This is a genomic window from Speluncibacter jeojiensis, assembly GCF_029589495.1.
In the GTDB taxonomy this organism is placed as follows: Bacteria; Actinomycetota; Actinomycetes; order Mycobacteriales; family Mycobacteriaceae; genus Speluncibacter; species Speluncibacter jeojiensis.
In genome coordinates, this window is record NZ_JAAIVF010000001.1 from 402,788 (window position 1) to 425,658 (window position 22,871).

Annotated in this window: 1 protein-coding gene (cut by a window edge); it reads right to left on the bottom strand. The window is 71.0% G+C overall.

Annotation, left to right across the window (positions count from 1 at the left end):
• Positions 1 to 22,675, bottom strand: partial view of a non-ribosomal peptide synthase/polyketide synthase gene (locus G4X40_RS01870; RefSeq protein ID WP_277829775.1) — the 5' portion only. It extends 13,391 nt beyond the left edge of the window; only the first 22,675 of its 36,066 coding nucleotides appear in the window; its start codon is at positions 22,673 to 22,675; its stop codon lies beyond the left edge, outside the window.
• Between the last annotated feature and the right edge of the window lie 196 nt (positions 22,676 to 22,871).

Below are 22,871 nucleotides of genomic sequence, written 5' to 3' on the forward strand. Positions count from 1 at the left end.
CCTGGACCGGGACCCCGTCGACCTCCGGGTAGACGGTGCGCAGCGACTCGTGGCGCCCGAGCACGTCGCGCACCGCCAGCGCCAATGCGGCAGTGTCGAGTTCGCCGACCAGGCGCACCGCCATCGGGATGTTGTAGGCAGCGGATTCCTGGTCCAACCGGTTGAGGAACCACATCCGGTTCTGGGCCGGCGACAGCGGGATCCGGTCCGGGCGCGGGCCGGCGACCGGTGCGGGCAGGGAACCCGCCCCGGTCGCGGCCACCGCCGCCGCGGCGAGCGCCGCGACCGTTCCCGCCTCGAACACCTCGCGCACCCCGAGCCGGATGCCCAGCGCCTCGTTGACCCGCGAGATCAGCCGCATCGCGGTCAGCGAGTTGCCGCCGAGTTCGAAGAAGTCGTCATCCAGACCGACAGCGTCCAGGCCCGCCGCCTCGCCCCCGAGGACCTCGGCCACCGCGGCCGCTACGGCCGTCTCGGTCGGCGTCGTCGGGGCCCGGAACTCGCGGACCTGGATCAGCGGCGCCGGCAGCGCGCGGCGGTCGAGCTTGCCGTTCGCGGTCAACGGGATCTCCGAGAGCACCACGAAGGCGCTCGGCACCATGTACTCCGGCAGCACCGCGGCGATACCGGTCCGGACATCGTCGAGCACCGGCTCGGCATCCGCCGACGGCACCACGTACGCGACCAGTCGGGCATCGCCGGGGGCGTCCTCGCGGACGACCACAGCGACCTGGCCGACACTGTCCTGCGCCAGCACCGCGGACTCGATCTCGCCGAGTTCGATGCGGAAACCGCGCACCTTGACCTGGTCGTCCGCACGGCCCAGGTATTCGAGGTCCCCGTTGTGGTTCCACCGGGCGACGTCACCGGAGCGGTACAGCCGCGAGCCTGCCCCGTCCGCCGCCACGAACGGGTTCGCGACGAACCGGCCAGCGGTCAGCGCGGGCTGCCCCAGATACCCGCGAGCCAACTGCACACCGGCGACGTACATCTCGCCGGGCACGCCCACCGGCACCGGACGCAGACGGGTGTCGAGCACGTATACCTGCAGTCCGGCGATCGCCGAACCGACGATGCTGCCCGCCGCCTGTGCGGCCGTCTGCTCGTCCAGCGCCCGGAACGACACGTGCACAGTCGTCTCGGTGATGCCGTACATGTTGACCAGCTGAACCGCGTCAGCGTGGCGGCCGTACCAGTCGGCAAGCCGCGAAAGCTCCAGCGCCTCACCGCCGAAAACCGCATAGCGCAGCGAAAGATCCGGCGCAGCGAGCTCCTCCGCACGCCGCTTGTCCGCCTCCGCGAGCTGGTAGAACGCCGACGGTGTCTGGTTGAGCACCGTGACCCGTTCACGCGCCAGCAACTCCAGGAACTGCTCCGGCGAACGCGAGGTGAAGTAGTCGACGACCACCAGCGTGCCGCCGTAGAGCAACGGGCCCCACAGCTCCCACACGGAGAAGTCGAACGCGTAGCTGTGGAACATCGTCCACACATCCGACTCGTCGAACCCGAAGTCGCGCTGCGTGTTCGCGAACAGCCGCACCACGGTCTCGTGCGGCACCTGCACACCCTTGGGGCGACCGGTCGAACCCGACGTGTAGATCACGTACGCCACGTTGGCCGGCGACAGCGGCGCGAGCCGGTCGGTGTCGGTCACCGCGTCCGCGGCGAACCCGGACAGATCCGCTGTGTCGAGCGCGATCGCCGCAAGTCCCTCGGGCAGCTCGATGTCGACGGTCGAGGCGGTGACGGCGCACACCGGTGCGGCGTCGGCGAGCATGTACTCGATACGGTCCGCCGGGTAGTTCGGGTCGACCGGCAGGTAGCCGCCGCCGGTCTTGACCGCCGCCAGCAGGGCGACGACCAGGTCCGCGGATCGCGGCAACGCGACCGCCACCAGCGACTCCGGCCCGGCGCCGATCTCGATCAGCTTGCGGGCCAGTCGGTTCGCCCGCTCGTCGAGTTCCCGGTAGGTCAGCGTCTCGTCGGCGAAGCGCACCGCCACCGCATCACCGTGCACGGCGGCCGCCGCGTCGAACAGCTCCACCAGGGTCGTGTGGACTCCGGCGTCGGCACCCGAGGCGTTCCACTCCGACAGCACGAGCGCACGCTCCGCGGGAGCGAGCAACTCGATGTCACCGACCGCGACCTGCGGCTCGGCGACCACGGCCTCGAGCACCCGGATGAACCGCTGCTCGAACAGGCCGATCGTCGCCGCATCGAAAAAGTCCGTGGCGTAGGTGAACTCGGCGGTGATACCGGACGGCGCACCCTGCGTGTCGGCCGATTCCGACACCGTCAGCTGCAGGTCGAACTTCGCGACCCGCACGTCGGTCTCCAGCGCCGCGACCCGCAGGCCCGGCAACTCGGCGGTCGCGGCCGCCATGTTCTGGAAGGTCAGCGCCACCTGGAACAGCGGGTGGCGTGCCTGCGACCGCGCCGGGGCGAGCACCTCGACGAGCCGCTCGAACGGGACGTCGGCATGCGCGAACGCGGCGAGGTCCGTCGACCGGGCCTGCTCGAGCACTCCGGCGAACGACGTGGCGGGGTCGACCTGGGTGCGCAGCACCAGGGTGTTGACGAACATGCCCACCAGGTCGTCGAGCGCGGCCTCACCGCGGCCCGCCACCGGGGCGCCCACCGCGATGTCGGACGTCCCCGACAACCGCGCCAGCAGCACCGACAGGGCCGCGTGCACGACCATGAACAGCGTCGCATTGTTGCTTCGCGCGAGCTCGCCCAGCGCCGCGTGCAGGTCGGCGCCGATCTCGAACCGGTGCGCCGCACCACTGTTGGACGCCGCGACCGGACGCGGCCGGTCCGCGGGAAGGTCGAGACTGTCTGGCAGATCGGCCAGCGCCGAACGCCAGAAGTCGAGCTGACGGGACATCACCGACTGCGGGTCGGACTCCTCTCCCAGCACCGAGCGCTGCCACAGCGCGTAATCGGCGTACTGCACCGCCAGCGGCGCCCATGCCGGTGCCTGTCCTGCGGCGCGGGCCGCATAGGCGACCACCAGGTCACGGGTCAGCGGGGCCATCGACCAGCCGTCCGAGCTGATGTGATGGGCGACCATCACCAGCACGTACTCCGCCTCGTCGCCGGCAGCGCCGCCCTCGAGTCCGGCATCGGTCACCGTGAACAGCCGGGCCCGCAGCGGCACCTCGGCGGTGACGTCGAACCCGCGGGTCATCAGGTCGGTGACGGCGCCGAGGATCTGGTCGGCGGCCACGGGCACCGGGGTGAGGTCCGGCGTCGCCTGCTCCGCCGGCACGATCACCTGGCGGGGCTCGCCGTCGACCTCGGGGTAGATCGTGCGCAACGACTCGTGGCGCGCGAACACGTCCGCCACGGCCAGGCGCAGCGCGCCCAGATCCAGCTCACCGGTCAGCCGCAACGCGGCGGGGATGTTGTAGAGCGGCGACGCGGGGTCGAAGCGGTTGAGGAACCACATCCGCTGCTGCGCGAGCGAGAGCGGGAGCACCTCGGGGCGCTCCGCCGCCACCAGCGCGGCCCGGCCGCCACGTCCGGCCTGCTCCTCCAGCGACAGCGCCAACTCGCGCACGGTGGTGGCCTCGAACAGCACCCGCATCGGCACGGTGGTGGACAGCTCCGCGCCCAGACGCGCGGTCACCTGGGTACCGATCAGCGAGTTGCCGCCGAGCTCGAAGAAGTCGTCCTCGGCACCGACCTGCTCGAGGCCCAGCACGTCTGCGAAGACCCGGGCGACGAGCTCCTCCAGCGCGGTGGCGGGCGCGACATACGCGCGCGCCTCGAACACCGGCTCCGGCAACGCCTTCCGATCCAGCTTGCCCACCGGGGTGCGCGGCACCTCGTCGAGCACCATGATCGACGCCGGCACCATGTAGGCGGGCAGCAGCGTGGAGATCCCGGCCCTGATGGACTCCACATCGAGTTCGGTGCCGTCGGTCGCCTTGAGGTAGGCGACGAGCGCGGCGGCGCCGTTCGATCCGGTGTGGCCGAGCGTCACCGCGAAGTCGACGCCCGGTTGCGCCGCCAGCGCCGCATCGACCTCGCCGAGTTCGATGCGCAGGCCGCGCACCTTCACCTGGAAGTCCGTGCGGCCCAGGTACTCGACGTCACCGTCGACGGTCCAGCGGGCGACGTCGCCGGTGCGGTAGAGCCGCTCGCCGGGGTCGCCGTAGGGATCGGCGACGAATCGCTCAGCGGTCAGCGCCGGGCGACCCTGGTATCCGCGGGCGAGACCGGGACCGGACAGGTACAGCTCCCCGACCACGCCGGCGGGAACCGGCTGCAGGCGGGTGTCGAGGATCGTGTTGCGGATACCTGCGGTGGGCCGGCCGATCGTGATCGTCTCGCCGGGCGCGAAGTCTCCGCTGATGGTCGAGATGATCGTCGACTCGGAGGGGCCGTAGGCGTTGACGAACCTGCGCCCGATCGCCCACTTGGCCATCAGCTCGGGCGGGCACGCCTCACCGGCGACCACCACGATCTCCAGCTCACCCAGCCCGGCCGGGTCGACGGTGCCCAGCGCGGACGGCGTGATCATCATCGCCGTGACCCGCTCACGGCGGAGCAGCTCGGCCAGTTCCACGCCACCCCACACGTCGGGCGGGGTGACGACCAGCGTCGCGGCCGCACCGAATGCCGTGACCAGTTCGTACACCGACACGTCGAAGCTCGGCGAGGCGACGTGCAGCACACGCGAATCCGGTGTCGCGATCCCGCGCCGGAGCTGGTGGTCCCGCAGGTTCGCCAGGCCCCGGTGGGTGACCACCACGCCCTTGGGCAGTCCGGTGGACCCGGAGGTGTAGATCACGTACGACGGGTGGTCGAGCCGCAGCGGGCGGGTCCGGTCGGCGTCGGTCACCGGCGCAGCGGACCGCGACAGCGCCCCCGCTTCCAGGTCCTCGAGCCCGAGCCACTCGACGTCGCCGGGCAGCCGATCCAGGTCGGCCGCCGTCGTCACGCCGGTCACCACGCCGGACACCGTGAGCATGTGGCTGATGCGGTCGGCCGGGTAGGTCGGGTCGACCGGAACGAACGCCGCGCCGGTCTTGGCGACCGCCCACACCGCGAGGACCGAGTGGATCGAACGGCGGATGGCCACCGCCACCGACGTCTCCGGGCCCGCGCCACGCGCGATCAGCTCACGCGCCATCCTCGAGGACCGCTCGTCGAGCTCCCGATACGTCAGCCGTCCGTCCGCACCGACGAGCGCCTCGCGGTCCGGCTCGGCGGCCGCCGCGGCCGCGAAGATGTCGGGCATCGTCAGCTCGGCGGATCTGCTGTGCTGCGCGGCCTCGACGTCGTGCCGGGCGAGCAGATCGGCCCGCTCGAGGGGGTCCAGGATCTCGAGGTCGCCGACCGCCGCCGTGGGGTCGGCGAGCGCGCCGGCGAGCAGGCGGACGAACCGCTGCGCGAACCCGACGACCGTCGGCTCGTCGAACAGATCTGTGGCGTAGACGAATTCGGCGTGCATGCCGTCAGCACCGGGCTGCAGCGCCAGCTGCAAGTCGAATTTCGCACTGTCCAGCGGCGCCTCCTCGACGGCCACGGTCAGACCGGGCAGCTCGACGGCCGCGGGGGCGGCATTCTGGAAGCTCAGCGCCACCTGGAACAGCGGGTGCCGCGCGGTCGAGCGCGCCGGGTTGAGTGCCTGCACCAGCCGCTCGAACGGCACATCGGCCTGCCCGAACGCGGCCAGGTCCGCCGCGCGGACGTCGGCCATCAGCTCGTCGAACGTGGCCGCGGCGTCGACGCGGGTCCGCAGCACGAGGGTGTTGACGAACATGCCGATCACGTCGTCGAGCGCCTGCTCGCCGCGGCCGGCGACCGGGGTGCCGACGGCGATGTCGTCGGTGCCGGACAGCCGGGCCAGCAGCACCGCCAGTGCCGCGTGCACGACCATGAACGGCGTCACGCCGCGGGCCTGCGCGAACTCGGAGAGTGCGGCGTCGACGGCGGCCGGGATCGCGAACTCGTGGCGCGCGCCGCCGAAGGTCTGCACCGCCGGGCGGGGACGGTCCGACGGCAGATCCAGCTGATCGGGCAGGCCGGCGAGGCAGTCCTGCCAGTGTCCGATCTGCCGCGAGAGCAGGCTTTCCGGGTCGTTCTCGGCACCGAGCACCGTGCGCTGCCACAGCGCGTAGTCGGCGTACTGCACCGCCAGCGGCGCCCAGGCGGGAGCCTGGCCGGCGGTCCGCGCGGTGTAGGCGACCATCACGTCGCGGGCCAGCGGTCCCATCGAGAAGCCGTCGGCGCTGATGTGGTGCACGACCACGACCAGCACGTGCTCGGTCTGGCTCAACGCGAACAGCGCCAGGCGCACGGGCGCGGCGGCGGTGACGTCGAACCCGGTGCCGACCACCCGGACGACCCGCTCGGCGAGCTGCTGCTCGTCGACCGGGATCGCGGTCAGCGTGGGGGCGACCTCGTCGGCCGGCAGCACGACCTGCACCGGGCCGTCGACGCCGGCCGGGTACACCGTCCGCAGCACCTCGTGACGCTCGAAGACGTCGTGCACGGCGGCCTCGAGGGCGGCGACGTCGAGGTCGCCGGTCAGCCGGATGCCGCCGGGGATGTTGTAGGCCGCCGACTCCGGCGCGATGCGGTTGAGCACCCACATCCGCTGCTGCGCAAGCGACAGCGGGACTGCCGCGGGCCGCTCGCCGGCGACGAGCGCCGGGCGTCCGCCGCGCCCGGCGTGCTCCTGCGCACGCTCGGCCAGCGCCTCGACGGTCGGCAGCTCGAAGATCCACGCCACCGGCACCTGGGTGTCCAGTGCGGCGCCGAGCCGCGCCGCGACCTGGGTGGCGACGAGCGAGTTGCCGCCGCGGGCGAAGAAGTCGTCGTCCAGTCCGACGGGCGCCGGGCCGGCCGGATCGACGCCGAGCACGTCGCTGAAGACGCGCGCCACCAGCTGCTGCGCGTCGGTGACGGGCTCGCGGTACTCGACGGGGGCGAACTCGGGGTCCGGCAGCGCCTTACGGTCGATCTTGCCGTTGATGTTCAACGGCAGCGCCTCGAGCACGACGAAGGCCGCGGGCACCATGTAGCTCGGCAGCGACTGCGCCGCAGCCGACTTGATCTTCTCGACGTCCAGCTCGGCACCGGCGGCCGGCACCACGTAGGCGACCAGACGCTCGCCGGTGCGCTCGTCGCGGCGGGCGGTGACGACCACGGCCCCGACGGTGCTCTCGCGGGCGATCACGGCCTCGATCTCGCCGAGTTCGATGCGGAAGCCGCGCACCTTGACCTGGAAGTCGCTGCGCTCGAGGTACTCCAGCTCGCCGGTCGGCAGCCAGGTGACCAGGTCGCCGGTGCGGTACATCCGCTCCCCCGGCGCGCCGAACGGGTCGGCGACGAACCGGTCCGCGGTCAGGTCGGCGCGGCCGTGATAGCCGCGGGCCAGCTGCTCACCGGCCAGGTACAGCTCGCCGCCCACCCCGGCCGGGACCGGGTGCAGCCGCGAATCGAGCACGTACACCCGTGTGTTCCACTCGGGGGCGCCGATCGGCACCGCCGAGGTGTCGGCGCCGGTGACCTCGTGTGCGGTCACCGACACGGCGGCCTCGGTCGGGCCGTACAGGTTGAACAGCGTCGCTTCCGGGTTGGCCGCGCGGAACGCCTGCGCGGTCGCGGCGGGCAGCGCCTCGCCGATGGCCAGCACCCGGCGCAGCGACTCCGACAGCGGCGCACCGGCCGCTGTGGTGGTGAGCATCGCCACCATCGAGGGCACCGCGTGCAGCGTGGTGACGCGCTGGTCACGGAGTAGGTCCAGCAGGTATTGCGGATCCTGGTTGCCACCCGCCTCCGCGATCACCAGCCGGCCGCCGCTGACCAGTGGGGACCAGAACTCCCAGACCGACAGGTCGAAGGTCGCGGCGGTCTTGAGCAGCACCGCGTCCGAACCGTCCAGGCCGAAGTGGTCACGCTTCCACAGCAGCTGGTTGACGATCGCGCCGTGCGAGACCGTGACGCCCTTGGGCTTGCCGGTCGAGCCGGAGGTGAAGATGACGTACGCCGGGTGCTGCGGGCGCAACGGCGCGCGGCGGTCGTCGTCGGTGACCGCCGCGCGTGAATACTCAGACAGGTCCAGCTCGTCCAGGTTCAGGACAGAGCTGTCCCCTGCAGAATCGAATCCGTCTCGCGCGGTGGACAACACGCACACCGGTGCCGCAGTCGCGAGCACATACGCGGTCCGCTCGGCCGGGTGGTCCGGGTCGACGGGCACGTACGCGCCGCCGGCCGCGGCGACCGCGTACATAGCGACCACCAGGTCGGCGGAGCGGCGGATCGCCAACACGACGAGCGACTCGGGGCCGACACCCTGCTCGATCAGCTTGCGCGCCAGGCGGTTCACCCGAGCGTCGAACTCGCCGTAGGTCAGCTCGACGTCCGCCGACCACAGAGCGGGCGCCCCGGGGGTCGCGCCGGCCTGCTCTGCGTACAGGCCGGCGAGCGTCTGCTCGGCGGTCGCGACCGCGGTGTCGTTCCAGGCCTCGAGTGCCTGCGCACGCTCTTCGGCGCCGACGATCTCGATGTCGCCGACCGCCGCCGTCGGGTCCGCGACGGCGGCCTCGACGATGCGGACGAACCGCTGGGCGAATCGCTCGACCGTGGCCTGGTCGAACAGGTCGGTCGCGAAGTGGAACAGGCCGTCGAAACCGGCGGGCGCGCCGTCGGACTCGAAGCGCTCCATCAGGAACAGCTGGAGGTCGAACTGGGTGATGCCGTTGTCCACCTCGAGCGGGGCCACGGTCAGTCCGGGCAACTCCAGGCTCGACTGTGCGAGGTTCTGGAAGGAGAAGCCCACCTGGAACAGCGGGTGCCGGGCGGTCGAGCGGGCCGGGTTGAGCACCTCGACGAGCCGCTCGAACGGCACGTCGGCGTTGCCGAAGGCCGCCAGGTCCGACTCGCGGACCGCCGCCAGCATGTCGGCGAAGCTCGCCGACGCGTCGACGTGGGTGCGGAAGACCAGCGTGTTGACGAACATGCCGATCATCGCGTCCATGGCCTCCTCGCCGCGGCCGGCGATCGGCGTGCCGACGGCGATGTCGTCGGTGCCGGACAGCCGGGCGAGCAGGACCGCGAGCGCGGTGTGGGCGGCCATGAACAGTGTGGAGCCGTGCGCCCGGGCGAGGTCGCCGAGGGCGTGGTGCAGCCGGGCGTCGAGTTCGAAGCCGACCCGTCCGCCCTGGTTGGAGCGCACCGCCGGACGGGGCCGGTCACTCGGGAGATCCAGCTGGTCCGGCAGTCCCGCCAGCGCGGACTTCCAGTGGCCGATCTGCTTGGCCGCGACCGACTCCGGATCGGACTCGTCGCCGAGCACCGCGCGCTGCCACAGCGCGTAGTCGGCGTACTGGGCGGGCAGCGGCTCCCAACCCGGCGCGGCGCCTTCGAGACGGGCCACGTAGGCGGTCATGAGATCGCGCGCGAACGGGGCGATGGACGAACCGTCGGCGGCGATGTGATGCACCACCGCGGCGAGCACGTGCTCGCGCTCGGCCACCTGATACAGCCGGGCGCGCAGCGGCACCTCGGCCGTGACGTCGAACCCGGTGGTGGCCAATGCGAAGAGGTGCTGCCACAGCTCGTCGGCGCCGACCGTGACCGGGGTCAGGTCGACGGGCACTGCGTCCGCGGACACGATGATCTGGACCGGTCCGTCTGCGGTCTCCGGGTAGCGGGTTCGCAGCGACTCGTGCCGGTCGACGACGTCGACCAGCGCCGCCTGCATCGCGGCGACGTCCAGGTCGCCGGTCAGCCGGATTCCCATCGGGATGTTGTAGGCCGACGAGCCGGTGTCGAACCGGTTGAGGAACCACATGCGCTGCTGCGCAGGCGAGAGCGGCAACCGCTCGGGACGCTCCAGCGCCACGAGCGCGGGACGCGCGCCCTGGCCGGACAGCTGCCCGGCGGCCGCGGCGAGGGCTCCGACGGTGGAGGCCTCGAACAGCGTGCGCACCGGAACCTTGGTCTCGAGCGCGGCGCCGATGCGGGCGACCACCTGAGCGGCGATCAGCGAGTTGCCGCCGAGCGCGAAGAAGTCGTCATCGAGACCCACGCGCTCGAGACCGAGAACCTCGGCGAAGACCGCCGCGACGGCCTGCTCGGCCGCGGTGACCGGGGCGCGGAACTCGCGCAGCTCGGCCGCGGGTGCGGGCAGCGCGCGCCGGTCCAGCTTGCCGTTCGCAGTCAACGGGATCGCGTCGAGCACGACGAACGCCGACGGCACCATGTACTCGGTGAGCACCGCGGCGGCCCCGTCGCGGACCACCGCGACATCGAGCGCGGCACCGGACTCGGCCACCAGGTAGGCGACGATCCGGGCGGCACCCGGGGTGTCCTCCCGGACGATCACCGCGACCTGCGCGACGCCCGGCTGGGCCAGCAGCGCGGACTCGATCTCACCGAGCTCGATACGGAAACCGCGCACCTTGACCTGATCGTCGGCGCGGCCGAGGTACTCCAACTCCCCCGCGGCGTTCCAGCGAGCCAGGTCACCGGAGCGGTACAGCCGACCCTCGCCGAACGGGTTGGCCACGAACCGCGCCGCCGACAGCGCCGGCTGACCGAGGTAGCCGCGCGCCAACTGCACACCGGCGACATACATCTCACCGGGCACGCCCACCGGGGCGGCCTGCAACCGGTTGTCGAGCACGTAGACCGCGAGCCCCTCGATGGCCTGGCCGACGATGCTGCCCGCCGCCAGTGCGGCCGTCTGCTCGTCCAACGCCCGGAACGACACGTGCACAGTCGTCTCGGTGATGCCGTACATGTTGACCAGCCGAACCGCGTCACCGTGGCGGCCGTACCAGTCGGCAAGCCGCGAAAGCTCCAGCGCCTCACCGCCGAAAACCGCATAGCGCAACGAAAGATCCGGCGCAGCGAGCTCTTCCGCACGCCGCTTGTCCGTCTCCGCCAGCTGGTAGAACGCCGACGGCGTCTGGTTCAGCACCGTGACCCGCTCGCGCTCGAGCAGTTCCAGGAACTGCTCCGGCGAACGCGACGTGAAGTAGTCGACGACCACCAGCGTGCCGCCGTAGAGCAACGGACCCCACAGCTCCCACACCGAGAAGTCGAACGCGTAACTGTGGAACATCGTCCACACATCCGACTCGTCGAACCCGAACCGGCGCTCGGTGTTCGACATCAGACGCGTGACCGTCCGGTGTGGCACCTGCACGCCCTTGGGCCGGCCCGTCGAACCTGACGTGTAGATCACGTACGCCACGTTCTCCGGCGACAGCGCACCGCGGCGATCGGCATCGGTCACGGCCGTGTCCGCGAATTCACCCTCAGCGGAGTCGATCTCGGGGTCGGTGAGGACGACCGGCAACTGTGACGGGAAGTCCACGTCGACGCCCGACGCGGTGAGCACGCACACCGGCGCCGCGTCGGCGAGCATGTACGCGATGCGGTCAGCCGGATACGTGGGATCCACCGGCAGGTAGCCGCCGCCGGCCTTGAGCACCGCCAGCAGTGCGACGATCAGGTCCGCCGACCGCGGCAGCGCCACTGCGACCAGCGACTCCGGGCCCACACCCGCACCGATCAGCCTGCGCGCCAGACGGTTCGTGCGCTCGTCCAGCTCACGGTAGGTCAGTTCGACGTCGCCGAAGCGCACCGCCGCCCGCTCCGGGAAGCGGACTGCGGCGTCCTCGAAGCGCTCCGCCAGCGTCGCGTCGACACCCGCATCGGGGCCGGCAATCGGCCAGGCCTCGAGCACACTGCGGCGCTCGGCGGCCGCGAGCAGGTCGACGTCACCGACCGCGACCGACAGGTCAGCCACCATCGACTCGAGCACGCGGATGAAACGACGCACGAAGGTCTGAATCGTCGCGGCGTCGAACAGGTCCGTCGCATAGGTCAGTTCGGTGTCGATGCCCGTCGGGGCGCCGGACTCGCCGAAGGACTCCGACACGGTGAGCTGCAGGTCGAACTTCGCGACCTGGGCGTCGAAATCCACCGGGGCGAGACGCATCCCGGGCAGTTCGAACGCCGGCAAACCCAGGTTCTGGAACGTCAGCGCCACCTGGAACAGCGGGTGCCGCGCCTGCGATCGGGCCGGGGACAGCACCTCGACCAGTCGCTCGAACGGCACGTCCGCGTTGCCGAAGCCGGCGACGTCGACGGCCCGCGCCTGGTCGAGCAGGTCCGCGAAGCTCGCGCCGGGCTCGACCTCGGTGCGCAGCACCAGGGTGTTGACGAACATGCCGACGAGGTCGTCGAGCGCAGCCTCGCCGCGTCCGGCGATCGGGGCGCCGATCGCGATGTCGGTGGTGCCGGACAGTCGGGCCAGCAGCGTCGCGAGCGCGGTGTGCACGACCATGAACATGGTCACGCCGCGCGCGCGGGCCAGGTTGGCCAGCGCCGCGTGCAGATCCGCGTCGATCGCGAACCGATGGGCCGCTCCGCGCAACGACGCCACCGCCGGGCGGGGCCGGTCGCTCGGCAGATCGAGCTGATCCGGCAGCCCCGACAGCACTGTGCGCCAGTAGTCGATCTGCTTGGCGGACAACGACTCAGGGTCGTTCTCGTCGCCGAGTACGTCGTGCTGCCACAGCGCGTAGTCGGCGTACTGCACGTCCAGCGGCGCCCAGGACGGGGCCCGTCCGGCGGTGCGCGCGGTGTAGGCGAGCATCACGTCGCGCATCAGGGGTCGCATCGAGAAGCCGTCGGCAGCGATGTGGTGGACGACGAACACCAGCACGTACTCGGCGTCGGCCTCGATCTCGTAGAGCCGGGCCCGCAGCGGAACATCGACGGTCACGTCGAACCCGGTGGTGGCCTCCCTCAGGATCTCGACGAAGAGCGCGTTCTCGGCCGACGGCACCGGGGTGAGGTCCGGGATCGCCTGCGCGGCCGGCTCGATCACCTGGACCGGCCCGTCCACGGTCTCCGGGTAACGGGTGCGGAGGATCTCGTGACGCTCGATGAGGTCGCCGACCGCCGCCTGCAGGGCGGCGGGATCGATCGGACCGGACAACCGCACGGCCGCCGGAATGTTGTTGGCGGCGGAGGCGGTGTCGAACTGGTTGAGGAACCACATCCGGGACTGCGCCGGCGACAACGGGATCCGTTCGGGTCGTTCCTGCGCGACCAACGGCGCGCGCCCACCGGCGCCCGCAAGCCCCTCAAGTGCCAGGGCCAACGCCGCCACCGTCGACGACTCGAACACCAGCCGCACCGGTACCGACGCCGACAGCGCCGCGCCCAGGCGCGCCGTCACCTGCGTGGCGATCAGCGAGTTGCCGCCGAGCTCGAAGAAGTCGTCGTCGGCGCCCACCGACTCGACGCCCAGCAAGTCGGCAAACGTCTGCGCGACAAGCTCTTCCACCGGCGTCGACGGTGCACGGTACGCCCGCGCCTCGAACACCGGCTCCGGCAGCGCCTTGCGATCCAGCTTGCCCGACGCGTTCAGCGGGAAGGCCTCGAGCACCGTCACCACCGACGGCACCATGTACGACGGCAACCGCTGCCCGACCGCGGCCTTGACCGCCGCCGGATCCACCACGGCCCCCGGCACCGGCACCACGTACGCGACCAACGCCTCGCCGACCTGGTCGTCACGGTGCAGGACCGCCACCGCCTGCGAGACCTCCGGCACGGCCGTCAGCACCGCCTCGACCTCACCGAGCTCGATCCGCAGACCACGCAGCTTGACCTGGAAGTCGGTGCGGCCCAGGTACTCCACCTCACCGCCGCGGTTCCACCGCACCAGGTCGCCCGTGCGATACATGCGCTCGCCCGCGACGCCGAAGGGGCTGGCCACGAACCGATCCGCCGTCAGGTCCGAACGACCCGCGTATCCCCGGGCCAGCTGCACGCCCGCCAGATAGAGCTCACCTGCGACACCCACCGGGACCGGACGCAGCCGCCCGTCGAGCACGAACACCTGCGTGTTCGACACCGGCGCACCGATCGGGACGATCGTGTCCGCACCCGCGGCGGTGTCCCAGTGAGTCGAGTGCACGGCTGCCTCGGTCGGCCCGTACAGGTTGTGCAGTGCCGCGGAGCTGACCGCGGAGAACCGGGTGACGATGTCGGCCGACAGCGCCTCGCCGGCCGCGAAGACCAGTCGCAGGCTCGTGCCCGTCGCGCCCGACAGTCCGTCGACGAACACCGACAGCAGCGACGGCACGAACGATGTCGCCGTCACCCCGGACTCGTCGATCACCCGAGCGAGGTACGCCGGATCGCGGTGCCCGTCCGGACGGGCGACCAGCACCCGGCCGCCGGTCACCAACGGCACGAACAACTCCCACACCGACACGTCGAACGTGACGGGAGTCTTCTGCAACACCACGTCGCCGGCGCCGAACCCGTACCGGGTGGCCATCCACAGCACCTGGTTGACGATCGCCGAGTGTGAGACCGCCACACCCTTGGGCAGGCCGGTCGAGCCGGAGGTGAAGATCATGTAGGCCGCGTTACCGGCGTGCAACGCCGCGCGCCGGTCCCCATCGGTGACCGGCTCATCCGAATGCGCCGACACATCGAGCTCGTCGAGGCTGAGGATCGGAGCCCGCCCGTCGAGCCCGGCGCCGTCGCGTGTGGTGGTCAGCACGCACACCGGTGCCGCCGACGCAAGCACGTGGCGGTTGCGCTCGGCCGGCTGTTCCGGGTCCACCGGCACGTAGGCGCCGCCGGCGGTGAGCACCGCGTACACGCCGACCATCATGTCGATCGACCGGCGCATCACCAGCGCCACCGAGGATTCCGGCCCGACGCCGCGCGCGATCAGCTCACGCGCGAGACGATTCACCCGGGCCTCGAACTCGGCATAGGTCAGCGTCTCGCCCTCGAAGACGACCGCCACCGCATCCGGCGTCCGCGCCGCCTGCTCCGCGAACAGCGACACCAGCGTGCCCTCGGCAAAGGCCTCGGCGGTCGCATTCCACGTGGTGACGACGAGTTCCCGCTCGCCGGAGGCGAGGATCTCGATGTCCGCGACAACCGATTCGGGACGACCGGCGACCGCGCGCAGCACACGCTCGAACCGCGCGGCGAACACCTCGGCGGACGACCCGTCGAACAGGTCGGTCGAATAGATCAGGTTCGCGTGGATGCCTCCGAGGTCGCCGCCCGCGCCGACCGCATCGGTGAGGTCCAGGTGGAGGTCGAACTTCGAGACCTGCTCGTCGTACTCGAGCGCCCGGATCGCCAGGCCCGGCAGCTCCAGCTCGGTGCGAGCCTGGTTCTGCAGGGAGAGCATCACCTGGAACAACGGGTGGCGCGCCTGGGACCGTGCCGGCGAGAGCACCTCGACGAGCCGCTCGAACGGCACGTCGGCGTGGGCGAACGCCGCCAGGTCGGCTTCCTTTGCCTGCGCGAGGATCTCGACGAACGGGCGCGCCGCGTCGACCTGTGTTCGCAGCACGAGGGTGTTGACGAACATGCCGACGAGGTCGTCGAGCGCCTGCTCGCCGCGGCCGGCGACGGGAGCGCCGACCGCGATGTCCTCGGTTCCGGACATCCGCGAGAGCAGCACCGACAATGCGGCGTGCAGGACCATGAACAGCGTCGTGCCCTGCTCGCGGGCCAGCGCGTCCAGCGCACCCCGCAGTTCCGCATCGATCGTGAACGTGTGGGTGGCACCGCGGTACGACGCCACCGCCGGCCGAGGCCGGTCCGTCGGGAGTTCGAGCAGGTCGGGCAGCCCCGCGAGCGCCTGCTTCCAGTGGTCCAGTTGCGAGGACAGCAGCGACTGCGGGTCCTTCTCGGACCCGAGGACGTCGCGCTGCCACAGCGCATAGTCCGCGTACTGGACGGGCAGCGGCACCCAGGCCGGTTCGGTGGCCGCGGCGCGCGCGGCATAGGCCGTCATCACGTCGCGTGCCAGCGGACCCATCGAGAAGCCGTCGGCAGCGATGTGGTGCACCACCATCGCGAGCACGTACTCGTCGTCGGCGAGCCGGAGCAGCCGCGCGCGCAGCGGCACCTGCGTGGTCACGTCGAACCCGTGCGCGAACGTCTCGACCAACTGCTGCCGCACCTGATCCGGATCGACCACGACGGGCCGCAACGACGGCGCCGCCTCGTGCGCGTCCAGCACGACCTGATGCGCGCCACCCTCGGTGACGGGGTAGACGGTGCGCAGCGCCTCGTGCCGCGCGATCACGTCCGCGATCGCGCGCTCGAGCGCGTCTACGTCCAGCGAGCCGGACAACGCGATGGCCAGCGGCAGGTTGTAGACCGCCGATTCCGGATCGAAGCGGTTGAGGAACCACATCCGCTGCTGCGCCAGCGACAGCGGCACCGTGGCGGGGCGCTCACCTGCAATCAACGGTGTGCGGCCCTGTACCGCAAGCGTTTCCAGTCGCGCGGCCAGGGCCTCGACGGTCGGCGCCTCGAACAGCACACGCACCGGGACGAGGACCCCGCGAGCCGCACCGAGACGCGCGGTCACCTGGGTCGCGATCAGCGAGTTGCCGCCGAGCGCGAAGAAGTCGTCGTCCAGACCGACGGGGCCCAGACCGGCCGCATCCATCCCGAGGACGTCGGCAAGGGTCGCGGCGACCAGTTCCTCGTCATCCGTCGTCGGCGCACGGTAAGCCTTCACCTCGAACACCGGCTCCGGCAGGGCCTTGCGGTCGAGCTTGCCGACCGGCGTCAGCGGAATCTCGTCGAGCACCATGATCGCCGCGGGCACCATGTATGCGGGCAGCGAATCGGCCACCGCGGACTTCAACGTGTCCGGGTCGAGCGGGCGGGAGCCGAGCACATACGACACCAGCGACATGACCCCGCCGGCACCCCTGTGCCCGATGGTGACCGCGAACTCCACCCCCGGCTGCGCGGACAACGCGCTGTCGATCTCGCCTAGCTCGATGCGGTAGCCGCGGACCTTGACCTGGAAATCGGTGCGGCCCAGGTAGTCCAGCTCGCCGGCCTGAGTCCAGCGGACCAGGTCTCCGGTGCGGTACATGCGGGCGCCCTGCCCGCCGGTCGGGTCGGCGACGAAGCGGTCCGCGGTTAGTTCGGGACGGCCGAGGTATCCCCGTGCGAGACCCGGTCCCGCGAGGTAGAGCTCGCCGACGGTGCCGACCGGCACCGGGCCGAGTCGCGCGTCGAGCACCAGTGTGCGCATGCCGACGACTGGGGCGCCGATGGTGATCGGCAGGCCCGGCTGCAGCGCTCCGGTCGCGGTGGCGATCATCGACGCCTCGGTCGGGCCGTAGCCGTTGACGAAGTCGCACACCGGCGACCACTTCGCCACCAGTTCGGGCGGGCACGCCTCGCCCGCGACCATCACCGTGCGCAGGTCGCTCAGTGCGGACGGGTCGACCGCGGCCAGCGCGGCCGGGGTCACGGAGGCATGTGTGACCCGCTCGGCCTGCATGAGCCGAGCCAGTTCGTCGCCGCCGTAGATCGTCGGCGGCGCGATGACCAGGGTCGACGCGGACCCGAAGGCGAGCAGCATCTCGTAGACCGACACGTCGAAGCTCGGCGAGACGAAGTGCAGCACACGCGAATCGGCGTCGGCGCCAAAGGCCACGCGCTGGTCCGCGACGACGGCAGCCAGCCCCGAGTGCGTGACCGCGACGCCCTTGGGCCGGCCGGTCGAGCCGGACGTGTAGATGACGTAGGCGGTGTTCTCGGCGCGCAGCGGCGCGATGCGGTCGGCGTCGGCCGGCGGTGCTGCCGACAACTCTGTCGCATCGGCGGCGGGTGCGTCGATCACGATCCAGGCGCCGGGGTTCGGGAGCCGGTCGGCAAACGCGGCCCCGGTCAGGCCGACCACGGCCGCCGAGTCGGCGACCATGTACTCGATGCGGTCGGCCGGGTAGTTCGGGTCGACAGGCACGAAGGCCGCGCCGGTCTTGGCGACCGCCCAGACGGCGAGCACCGACTCCAGCGACCGCGGCAGCGCGATCGCGACCGCGCTCTCCGGTCCTGCACCGCGCTCGACGAGCAACCGCGCAAGCCGCGACGAGCGCTCGTCGAGGTCACGGTAGCTCAGCTCGCGGCCCTGATCGGACACCGCGATGCCCGCGGGATTCAGCGCGGCCGCCGCGGTAAGGATCTCGGGCAACGTCCGGGTCGCCGGCGCCGGTCCGCCGGTGCGACCGACCAGCTCGTCACGCTCGGCCCCGTCGAGGAGTTCCAGGTCGCCGAGCGCCGTCGTGGGGGCGGCGATGATCGCATCCAGCACCCGCAGCAGTCGCTGCGCAAATCCGGCGATCGTCAACTCGTCGAAAAGATCTGTGGCGTAGATGAACTCGGCGTCGACACCTGCGCTGTCCCCGATCGCCAGCGGACGGTCGGAGACGGTCAGCTGCAGGTCGAACTTCGCCAGGTCCACCCGGACCTCGTCGGCCGAGACCGTCAGGCCGGGCAGCGCCAACTCGGTGCCGCCGAAGTTCTCGAACGACAGCGCCACCTGGAACAGCGGGTGGCGGGCGGTCGACCGGGCCGGGTTGAGTGCCTGCACCAGTTGCTCGAAGGGCACGTCCACGTTGCCGAAGGCGGCGAGGTCCTGCTCCCGGACCTGCGCGAGCAGATCGGCGAACGAGACGCTCGCGTCGACGTCGGTCCGCAAGACGAGCGTGTTGACGAACATTCCGATGATGTCGTCGAGCTGCTCCTCGCCGCGGCCGGCGACCACCGTGCCCACGGCCACGTCGGAGGTGCCGCTCAGCCTCGACAGCAGCACCGCGAGGGCCGCGTGCACGACCATGAACATCGTCACGCCGTGGGCACGGGAGAGCCCGGTCAGCGTGCGGTAGGTGTCGGCGGGGATCCGGAACCCGTGCCGCGCACCATGGAAGGACGCCACGGCCGGTCGGGGCCGGTCCGAGGGCAGGTCCAGCTGGTCGGGCAGGCCGGACAGCGTCGACTTCCAGAATCCGATCTGCTTGGCCGCCAACGACTCCGGAACGTTGTCGTCGCCGAGGAGTTCGCGATGCCACAGTGCGTAGTCGGCGTACTGCACGGCCAGCGGCTCCCACTGAGGGGCCGAGCCGTCCAGCCGTGCGGTGTAGGCCCCGACGAGGTCCCTGGCGAGCACCGCCCAGGACAGCCCGTCCGCGGCGATGTGGTGCAGCACCATGGCGATCGCGTAGCGCTCCTGGCCGGCCTCGTCCGCACCGAGCGCGAAGACCCTGATCCGGATGGGGACCTCGGTCGTCACGTCGAAGCCGCGGTCCGAGAATTCGGACAGCAGCCGCGGCAGGTCCGCCTCGTCGATCTGCTCCGCGTCCATCGGCAATAGCACGTCGGAGGTCGGCGCGATCACCTGATGCGGTCCGGAATCGGAGTCCGGGAAGGTCGTGCGCAACGACTCGTGCCGGTCCAGGACGTCGGTCAGTGCCGCCGACAGCGCGGCGGCCACGGTGTCGCGGTCCATCACACCGGTCATCCGGACCACGAACGGCATGTTGTACGCCGCGACCGAGGTGTCGAATTGGTTGAGGAACCACATGCGCTGCTGCGCCGGCGAAAGCGGGATGAAGTCCGGCCGCGGCCGCGCCACCAGTTCCAGTCGCGTGCCGGTGTCGTCGGACAGCGCCTCGACACGCGCGGCCAGACCCGCGACCGTCGGCGCCTCGAACAGGGCCCGCACGCCGATCCGCTGGTCGAACGCGGCGCCGAGTCGCGAGACGGCCTGGTTGGCGATCAGCGAGTCGCCCCCGAGTTCGAAGAAGCTGTCGTCGGCCCCGACGCGGTCCACCCCGAGGACGTCCGAGAACACCGCCGCCACCATCTCCTCGGTGAGGCTTCGCGGTGCACGGAACTCACCACTGCCTGCGGCCAGGTCCGGCGCGGGCAGTGCCTTGCGGTCGAGCTTCCCACTGGACCCGAGCGGGAACTCGGCGAGCACCATCACCGCCGACGGGATCATGTAGGACGGCAGCACGACCGCGAGATCGGTCTTGAGGTCGTCACCGTCGAAGACCGCATCGGCGGCCGGCACCACGTACGCCACCAGGTGCTCACCCGCACCCGAGTCCGCTCGCACCACCGCCACCGCCTGGGCGACCCGGTCGTCGGCGAGCAGGGCGGCCTCGATCTCACCGAGTTCGATGCGCTGGCCGCGCAGCTTGACCTGGAAGTCGGTGCGGCCGATGTACTCGAGTTCCGGCGCTCCGGCGCCGGACACCATCCAGCGCACGAGGTCGCCCGTGCGGTACATCCGCTCCCCGCCGCGGAAGGGGTTGGCCACGAAACGGTCACCCGTCAGGTCGGTACGGCCGACGTATCCGCGGGCCAGTTGCACACCCGATAGGTACAGCTCGCCGAAGGCCCCGGCCGGGACCGGGCGGAGCCGCGAATCCAGCACGTACACCTGGGTGTTCCACACCGGAACACCCATCGGGACGCCGGTAACGTCTGCGGAGGTGACCTCGTGGAAGGTCACCTCGACCGCCGCCTCGGTCGGTCCGTACAGATTGTGCAGGGCCACGCCCGGCAGCAGTTCCCGCAGCGCCGCACCGGTCGCGGGCGGCAGGCCCTCGCCAGACGCGAACACCCGTCGCAGCGACGGTCGGATCGCGTCCACAGCATCTTCGTCCAACTGCGCCAAGAACACCGCGAGCATCGACGGCACGAAGTGCACGGAGGTCACCGACTCGCGAGCGATCACCTCGGACAGGTACTCCGGATCCCGATGGCCGTCCGGCACGGCGATCACCAACCGCGCCCCGATCTGCAACGGCCAGAACAGCTCCCACAGCGACACGTCGAACGTCACCGGGGTCTTCTGCAGTACGACGTCGGTGGCGTCGAACGTGTATTTCCCCTGGCCCCACACCATCCGGTTGACCACCGAACGATGCGACACCGCGACACCCTTGGGCCGGCCGGTGGAGCCTGAGGTGAAGATGACGTACGCGGCGTTGTCCGGCCGCAGCGGCGCCGACCGGTCCCCGTCGGTCAATGGCAGAGAGGAAAGCCCCGACAACTCCAGCTGGTCCACCAGCAGGACAGACCTGTCCCCTGCACCGGTGAACCCCTCTCGCGACGTCGACAGCACGCAGACCGGATCGGCGGACTCCAGGATGTGCCCGACGCGCTCGGCGGGCTGATCCGGATCCACCGGCACGTACGCACCACCGGCCGCCTGCACCGCGTAGATGCCGACCATCATCTCGAGCGACCGCCGCATCGCGACGGCGACCAGGGACTCGGGGCCGACGCCGATCGAGACAAGGTGACGCGCAAGCCGATTGACCCGTGCGGCGAAGTCGCCGTAGGACAGCGTCATGCCTTCGAAGGTCAGCGCGGGCGCAGCGGGCGCGCGGACCACCTGCTCCTCGAACAGCGACACCAGGGTCGCCCCCGAGGGGGCGCGGTCGGTCGCGTTGCGGGTGACGATCAGTTCGTCGCGTTCGGACTCCGAGAGGACCTGGACGTCCCACACCCGCGCATCCGGGGCGGCGGCCAGGAAACGTTCGAAGAAGGCCAGGAACCGGCGATGATGCTCGGTCGCCTCGTCCTCCGTGTAGAGATTCGGGTTCGTCTCGAAGTCGATGTGGGTACGGGTGCCGGCGACGCTCTGATAGAAGTTGACCGCCAGGTCCTCGATGGTGCCGGTGGACAGGACGTTGAACTCGCCGACCACCGAGCCGAGCTTGATCTCGTTGTGGAACAGCATGATGTTGACCAGCGGGCCGAGCAGGTCACGCGCAATGGTGCCGGTCGCAGCGTCACGCCGGATGTCCTCGTGGCGGTACCGCTGGTGCCGCAGCGCCCCGGTGACGGCAGTCTGCACGGACTTGAGCAGTTCCTCGATCGTGATGCCGTCGGTCACCCGCAGCCGCAGCGGCACGATGTTCGACAGCATTCCACCGGACTGTCGCATCGCAGCGGTCGTGCGGGCGGTGACCGGCAGGCTCAGCACCACGTCGGTCGAACCGGTCATCTGCGCCAGGTAGGCGGCAAAAGCGGCGAGCAGCATCGCCGCCGGAGTCGAGTCATGCTGCGCGACAGACTCGTTGAGCAACAGCTCGGTGTCGGAACCCAGGGCCGCGGTGTCGATGTTGTCGAGGGTGGCCGGAGCACCGGTGCGGTGCGAGAGGCTCGACGCCTCCTCCATGCCGTCCACCTGCTCGGCCCAGTACGCGGCGTCGTTGCGGAAACGGTTGCTGTCACGGTAGGCGAGCTCGGCGTCGTAGAGGCTGCGCAGGCTGCGGGCCTTGCCCGGCTCCGGGTCCCGCCCTTCCTCCAGTGCGGTGTACAGCTCGGCGACGCGGGTCATGTACGCCATGGCGCCGAAGCCGTCGATGGCGATGTGGTGGGCCCGCGAGTACCAGAAGTACCGGTCGTCCTCGACGCGCAGGACCGCGCCGGTCATCAGCCGGTCCTCGACCAGGTCCAGCGGCCGGCCGTACTCGGCGCGCATCCAGTCCAGCGCGGACCGGACCGGATCGTCGTGCCGCCGGCAGTCCACCAGCACCATGGTGTCGGTGATCTCGAAGTCGACGACCTGGTGCGGCACCCCGTCGATCTCGATCAGACGCAGGTACGCGGTCTGGAACTCGAGCGATGCGAGATAGCAGGCGTGCTCGAGGCGTCCGGCGTCCAGTTGCCCGCGCACGTCCACGTACTGGGCGATGTTGATCGGCACCTCGGGGTCGACGTGCTGGGCGTACCACATGCCCAGTTGCGCCGGCGACAGCGGAAACACCTGCTGGGCCGTCTGGCCGGGCTCCCGATCCTCGGATTCACTGAACGTGGACAGCGTCAACACACACCTCTTTCGGACTGCCCCGGGGTCCCCGCATCCACACGGGCGCGCGGAACGACACTGACGTGTCGTGTGCACGACGGTGGGCGCCCCGAGGCGTCATCAAATAGCTGGTAGGCGGCCGCAATCAGTTGCGAACCGAGCCGTGGCCGTATCGGCCCGCGGCCAGAGCGGATCCGGCGTCAGGCGCCCGAGG